This window comes from Desulfallas sp. Bu1-1, from assembly GCF_015594625.1.
Lineage (GTDB): Bacteria > Bacillota > Desulfotomaculia > Desulfotomaculales > Desulfallaceae > JADNRQ01.
Map to the genome: position 1 here is coordinate 21,358 of NZ_JADNRQ010000029.1, position 7,356 is coordinate 28,713.

Here is a 7,356-nt window from a genome sequence, read left to right on the forward strand (position 1 = left end):
ATTAAAGCTTTACTGCAAAATATTGAGATAGGAGGTTGGGTTTTATGAACAAGGTAGGAAATGGCGAAACAAGAAAATTGGTAGAGTATGCGGTCGGGACGAGTTTTGAACATTTACCTCAAGAAGCGGTAAAAATGGCAAAATATGTATTTTTGGACACTTTGGGAGTGATTATAGGTGCTTCTAAGTTTAGTACGGGTCAGAATATTACTTCTTTTGTCAGCAGCTTGGGAGGGGTTCCTGAATCAACGATAATCGGGAGTATACGAAAAACAGACGCGATTAATGCCGCCTTGGCTAATGGTACAATGGCCCATGATTTGGAGTTAGATGATATACACTTAGCTTCTTGTACACATGCCGCAGCAGTTTTGGTTCCAGCACTGCTTGCGGTAGCCGAAAAGGTCGGTTGCTCAGGTAAGGAATTTATTAATGCGCTGGTATTGGCTTATGACATAGAGTGCAGAATTAGTCTGGCTTTGGATAGCACTCTCCAGTATGCAAGGTCTTTTCACCCCACCTCTGTTTGTGGAACTTTTGGGGCGGCGGCCGGGGCGGCCAAAATATTGGGCTTGGATGAGCAAAGATATGCATACTGCTTGGGCTTGGCTGGATCCCAGGCCTGTGGCATAAATGCATGGGAGAATGAACCGGATCACTATATGAAATCTTTTCAGACGGGTGTTCCGGCTCGCAACGGGGTTACGGCTGCCCTTTTAGCGGCTAATGGTTTTACGGCAGCTCCTGCTGTCTTGGATGGGAAATTTAACATTTTTGATGCCTTTTCGGGTGCATATTCTTTTCCAACACTTATTGAAGAATTGGGAACGCGTTACGAAATTATGAGAACAGCCATTAAGAAATATCCTTGCTGTAGATATATACATGCTCCTTTGGATGCCATGTTTGAATTGATGAAGGAAGAAAACCTAACTGCCAGCCAAATCAAGGAAATGGTTGTCCATATCAGTGAAACCGGTGCTCCCATCATAAATAGGAATGAACTTTATAGTCACAACTGCCAATATAACATGGCAATGGCTGCTATTTACGGTAAGGTCGAGGGGATACAGTATTCGTCGGAAAGAAGAAACGATTCACAAATCTTGGACCTTGCCGATCGCATTAGCGTGGTTGGCGACAAGGTAATGGAAGATGTTTATCCTGAAGTGTGGGGGGGCATTGTAGAAATTTTCACGCACGACGGAAGGCATTTAACTAAACGATTAGATTATGCAAAAGGATCACCGGAGAACCCTTTAGATGACAAAGAAATAGTTGACAAATTTACAAATCTCTCAATAGAGGTGCTGGGAGAAGAAAAAGTATTACGTATATGTGAGAAATGTTTAAATCTAGAGGTTGTTAGCAACATGAGGGATCTATGTAAATTATTGGTGCCCTAAATTAAATATATAGCTAACTAAGGAGAGATGAGTTATGTTAAATAAAAAAATGTGGTTGGTTTTGTTATCAATATTAATAATATCAGTTTTAGTCAGTGCCTGTGGGGGAAAAACAGAACAGGTACAAAACGGAAATAGTGATAATTCTGAAAAAAAATTCCTTTCTTTGGGAACATCTTCAGTGGGTGGAGCATGGAATATTATCGGCGCTACTATTTCCGATTTAGTCAAGGAGGAGTACCCAAATATAAAAATTACAGCTGAGGTAACTGGCGGTGCTTCGGACAATATGAAGTTGATTGGCACTAAAAAGGTCCAGCTTTCTATGGTCACGTCCGATATTGCGTACAATGCCTATAATGGATTGGGAGATTTTTCGGATAAGCCTATCAAACATATCAAGGCAATGCTGGGAGGTGACATGCTGGTAGCGCAAGTCTATACACTTGAAAAAAACGGCATAAACTCCATAGGAGACCTTAAAGGGAAAAAAATATCCATAGGTGCAATTGGTAGCGTTGCAAACGGTATCATGACTGAAATAATGAAATCTTATGGTTTGGAGATTAAAAAGGATTGGACACCTGAGTATCTAGGCCACCAGGAAGGTGCAGACGCTTTGGTGGATGGACATGTCGACGCCGTAATTTATGTTGGAACATTAGGAGCTCCTGCACCTTCTGCAGTTTCCATGACTCATGAAGTTAAGTTCATAGAGATAGACAACGAACACATAACAAGTCTATTGAAACAACACCCATACTGGGTTAAGGCCCAAATTCCACCTGACACATACAACAATCAAAAACAGACTGTTGCAACTATTGGAGTACCTACTATTTTATTAGTTGATGAAACGGTTAATGAAAAAACTGTATACAATATTACCAAGGTTATTTTAGAGAACACTGATCGACTTGCCAAAGCTCACCCTTCGGGGGAAGAATGGTCAAAAGAAAACATTAAGAGGGGCATCGAAGGGGTTATTCCTTACCACAGCGGTGCGGAAAAATATTTTAAAGAGGCAGGTTTATTGTAAACAGGCGACTAAAAAGCTGCAGTTGTCATACCCTGCGCTTAAAGTTGAGTCTGTATAATTGTTTAAAATCGGGTTGCTGAAAAAATAGTGGAGCCATACAAATTCCTTAGAAGGAGGAATTTGTATGGCTCAATACCAGATTACCGTAAATCAAGAACTTTTGCAGTGTTACGCGTTTCCGTAACGGCCAGTTTTCCACCGAGATGTTCGCCTGGTACCAACGCACCGAGCAGGTCCTAGTGCTGACCCTGATGGAAATGGTAGTCAACGGGGTCTCTGCCCGAAAGATCAGCCAAGCGATTGTACATCAAAATCAGAAAAATCAAAGAGCAAGGAAAAGCGCATATATGACCCTGAAAATGTGCTTGGCAAATACCGTAAAAATCAGCTTTAAGCGGTAGCTTAACCGGTTCCATGGGGTTATGGATATGCTGCTCATGTGGACAACCGGTTGTTACTCTTTAAGATCATCAGGTAATCCGTGGTATCTTTTGAGCAAATAAGTCAATTTTGCCTCAAAACGCACAGGGTCCGCAATCACTTGGGTAACGCTTTGCGTTGAACACATATCCACAACCCCTGCGGCGGCAATATAAATCTTTATCTTTATAATCAAAATCAAATATAAAAATAAGGACTTAACCTTGGGTGGGGAAAATTGTAACTCTCCATTAGGCATAACCCTGCATATACGAGTTGCAGTTCCCCACCCACCTCCATTATGCTGAACGAAGTAATTTTAGGTCACAGACCCCGGGAGACATGATAGGGTAAACAGGGGGTGGATTGTGGGTTAGACCGCCCAGGGTTATAAATTTGAAAAAGGCAGTTAGTAAAAGCTATTTAAAGCTTTACTGCATTTAGATAGGGGGTAAAATGATGAGGCTTGGCAATCATATAAATTATCTGGTAAAGATAGTAAAAATACTGAGCATAGGTTTTGCCTTGTTTCAGATCTATACCGCTGCCTTTGGTCAGCTACCCGCTTTTCAACAAAGGCTTGCCCACCTAACCTTTGCCTTATCAATCACATTTTTGGTTAAACCTATCAGCAGCAGAAAAATTGGGTGGCGTGCAGTGGATGTTCTTTTAGCTGTAATAACTTTTGTAATTGGAATTTACGGATTTAATCAATATGAGAGCTTATCACAAAGGGTGGGTGATCCCAGCATTATAGATGTTGTTATGGGACTTGCTCTGGTTGTTCTTTTATTGGAAGGAACACGTCGTTTGATTGGATGGTTTTTACCCGCAATAGCTCTTTTATTTATATTTTATGCACGGTATGGTCGGTTGTTTCCCGAGCCTTTTACCAACGCAGGATATGATTGGACTCGAATCGCAAATGACTTATATCTGACCACAAATGGAATATTTGGTACCCCTCTTGGTGCTTCTACATCTTTGGTTGCAATTTTTGTAATATTTGCCGCCTTCCTCGAGCGGTCAGGCGCGGGTATGGCTTTTATAGAGTTGGCGCAAGCCTTTTTTGGTAGAATACGGGGTGGTCCTGCTAAAATTGCTGTGGTAGCAAGTGGTTTCATGGGTATGATTTCGGGGAGTGCGGTTGCCAATGTGGTCGGTACCGGGAGTTTTACCATTCCCCTGATGAAAAGGATAGGTTTAAAACCAGAAATTGCAGGGGGAGTCGAGTCGGTAGCCTCAACCGGCAGCCAGCTAATGCCTCCTATCATGGGAGCTGCCGCCTTTATTATGGCGGAAGTCATGGGAGAGCCTTACGTAAAAATTGTAATAGCAGCAATTATTCCCGCTGTAATGTACTATCTTAGCCTGTTTATTGCAGTGGATTCGGAGGCTTTGAAAATTAAGGCCAGTGGTATTAATGAGGTTCCTAATAAGTGGTCTGTTCTTGTTCAGAAGTGGATTATGTTTGTGCCACTGGTTGTTTTAATATATTTCCTGGTAGTATTGCGTGCGACCCCGACAAGGAGTGCGATTATCGCCTTGGTTTTAATTCCCCTGTTGGGTTTATTCAACAGGCAAGAGCGTTTTAATTTTAACATGTTACTTGAATGCCTGGAGAGAAGTGGAAGAAATCTTCTAGAGGTAGCCTTAACGTGTGCATGTGCCGGAATTATCGTTGGTGTTTTAATGTTGACAGGTCTGGGCCTGAACCTGACTTCAATTATGATAGATCTTGCCGGGGGGAAATTGATTATCCTTCTGGTGTTAACCATGGTCAGCAGTATAATACTGGGTATGGGTCTTCCGACTTCTGCTTGCTATGTTATTTTGGCAGTGTTAGTGGCGCCTGCATTGGTAACAATGGGGGTTGAGCCAATTTCAGCTCATATGTTTATACTATTCTTTGGTGTTATTGCCAACATCACGCCGCCGGTGGCTTTGGCCGCTTATGCAGGAGCTGCTATTGCTGAATCCAATCCGTTTAAAACGGGATGGATCGCCTGCCGTTTGGGTATAGCAGGATTTATTATACCCTTTTACTTAATCTTTCGTCCACAAATTCTTCTCGGAGCTGTCGATGCCAGCCTGACCAGCATATTATTTAATATTTTTACTTTGTTGGTAGGCATATGTGCGATTAATGGAGCATTAAGTGGAGCTTTTTTGAGACCAATAAATAGCCCGGTGTTGAGAATCTTTCTAGGAGTGGCATCAATTTTACTATTTTTCCCATTATATATAATGGATGTTATTGGTTATGTCCTGGTGGCTCTGGTTGCGGCTATACTTATTTTCGAACAAGTTGCAGGGCGGACCCTATTATCAAGACAGAGATTAGTTAAGAAGTAACCTTACCTCATGATGTTTTACAGGGCCGGTGTTAGGTTTACACCAAGCTTTTAGATAAGTCTTGTGCTAAAAGAACTTCAGATGGCGCCATGTCTTTTCAGCGATATCGCAGGCACAGGCTTTTTTGCGTCTGCATATGGGAAGCAAAAGTACTTCATGGAAGAAAATTGATATAGGTGTCAAGTTCCCTGTCGGTTGCTGAAAAGTCAAACTTGCTCATTTTTCTTAAGGTGGAGTTAATCCAAGGGCGGCAGTAAATAGCAAATCGATTAGAGTTTCCAGGCTATAGTTATAACCTGCCTCCTTGGCTTTCTTCCATATAGCTCCTTAAAGGAATTTGAGTCTTATCCACTATAATGTAGGGAGGGAAATTCCAGGATATTCATTAACTTTAAGCAATCAGCCAGTTAGTGATGAGCAGATTAAAGAATGGTTTAGAGTTAATTGCCTGCGAAAAAAACGTTTATGGTTATCGCAAACTCAGACGATGCTTACAGCGCCAGCACGGCCTAGTAATTAATAAAAAGAAAGTTTATCGTCTGTGCAAGGAAATCTATGAAAGCACGCGATTTGGGGATAATGACTCTAATAATAGGAGACCGGCAAAATTATGTATACTTTTTTTTCTATAATAGCAGCGCTTTCGGCCGGATTTTTTAAAACAGCCTTCGGTGTTGGAGGGGGAGTTATAACTCCTTTATTATCATTGGTTATGAACCCAAAAATAGCAGTAACATTAATGGCTCCGGTATTTCTTGCAACAGACATTACTACATTATGGGTATACTGGAAAAGGTGGGATTTGAAATATATCTTTATTATCTTACCCGGTATGTTAATTGGGGTTCTGCTTGGAACATATTATCTTAATTGGGCCTCACCACGTTTGACGAAAATAACAATCGGTATAATTGCCGTTATTTTCAGCTCTAACCAGTTTATTCAATATAAATATCCAGGTGTTTTTAAAAAAGTAGAATTAAACGTAGCCATTGGCATAATTATAAGCTTTTTTGGCGGGATTATTTCAGCAATTGCCCATGCGGGAGGAATAGTAATTTCAATTTACCTTGTTACTAAGAATCTAAGTAAAAGTTCCTTTGTAGCTACCCTTACGGGAATACTTTTTTTTAGTAATATTGTAAAAATTGTAATGTATGCTAAGCTTCAATTAATTACTAAGCCTATTTTTATAACCAGTATAAAAATTATACCTTTTCTTGTTTTGGGAAGTCTTTTAGGAAAAGTCTTGAATAATAAATTATCAAATAGGCATTTTATGTTATATGTTAATTTACTCTTATTTATAAGTGGTATCGTTTTAATAATACATCATTAAATTTTTCCGTTATATGAGTTGAATTAAGTTAAACACTTTCATTGGGGGGAAGTGAACATGCACGTAACTGTCAAAGGGATCTGTGAAAACAAATAAAAGTTGATTGATGTTCACCAGGTAATTAAGGAATGGGATGAAAATACACTTTCAAGAATTGGTGTTGAACTGCAGCAGGATCATCTTTTTAGCAGCGGCTATAACGCTAATTAAACCCGGTATCACTGCAGATATTATTGGGTTGGGATTGTTCTTACCGGCAATTTTGATGTAACAATTTTTATCCAGTGGAAGCCCGGGAAAACAACAGCAAAAAGTATCAGTAATTGAAGAAAGAAAGGTGTTATCGTGCACAATATAAAGTCGGAATTAGTAATCGCACCTGATTTTTCGGAAGGCACTCTCATCCCGCTTATTAAGGACGCGGACGCCATGTTGATCAGAAGCTCAAGGCAACGGCCCGCCTGATGGAAGCGGCACCGAAGCTTAAGGCTATTGGCCGGCACGGGATCGGACGGGACAATATCGATACCCAAGCCGGTATTCCTTGGTGACTTCAGTTAAGGAATTTTCTTTATAATTACGGGAGCCTCCTTCCCTTGTTGTAACAGAGGAAGGGGGTATGTCCTTGTAAACCATTTATCAAATTTATGGAGGTTACCCATAAATGAGGAAAAAAACCATTGCTATTTCTATTAATGAAAAAAACTGCAAGCGATGCGGCTATTGTATCGAATTTTGTCCGGCCAAAGTATACGGGGCGGCCAAAGATGGACTGCCGTTGGTAAACGAGCTCGATA

At 40.7% G+C, this 7,356-nt stretch carries 5 protein-coding genes and 3 pseudogenes; all 8 read left to right on the forward strand.

Going from position 1 to position 7,356, the window contains the following annotated elements:
* Positions 1-44: 44 nt before the first annotated feature.
* Positions 45-1,406, forward strand: a complete 1,362-nt coding sequence (locus tag IT084_RS16370) for an MmgE/PrpD family protein (RefSeq protein WP_195713963.1) — start codon at positions 45-47, stop codon at positions 1,404-1,406.
* A 34-nt stretch (positions 1,407-1,440) separates the two neighbouring features.
* Positions 1,441-2,445, forward strand: coding sequence for a TAXI family TRAP transporter solute-binding subunit (locus tag IT084_RS16375; protein WP_195713964.1), 1,005 nt, complete (start codon positions 1,441-1,443; stop codon positions 2,443-2,445).
* A 167-nt stretch (positions 2,446-2,612) separates the two neighbouring features.
* A pseudogene (locus tag IT084_RS16380) lies at positions 2,613-2,741 on the forward strand (transposase); the annotation flags it as partial.
* Between the two features lie 580 nt (positions 2,742-3,321).
* Positions 3,322-5,220, forward strand: a complete 1,899-nt coding sequence (locus IT084_RS16385) for a TRAP transporter permease (protein ID WP_195713965.1) — start codon at positions 3,322-3,324, stop codon at positions 5,218-5,220.
* A 361-nt stretch (positions 5,221-5,581) separates the two neighbouring features.
* Positions 5,582-5,774: pseudogene (locus IT084_RS18330) on the forward strand (IS3 family transposase); the annotation flags it as partial.
* 56 nt (positions 5,775-5,830) lie between these two features.
* Positions 5,831-6,559, forward strand: a complete 729-nt coding sequence (locus IT084_RS16395) for a sulfite exporter TauE/SafE family protein (RefSeq protein WP_195713967.1) — start codon at positions 5,831-5,833, stop codon at positions 6,557-6,559.
* Positions 6,560-7,011: 452 nt separating this feature from the next.
* Positions 7,012-7,110, forward strand: a pseudogene (locus tag IT084_RS16400) (hypothetical protein); the annotation flags it as partial.
* A 113-nt stretch (positions 7,111-7,223) separates the two neighbouring features.
* The coding region (locus IT084_RS19105) for a 4Fe-4S dicluster domain-containing protein (protein ID WP_195713968.1) at positions 7,224-7,356 on the forward strand (133 nt) is incomplete at its 3' end.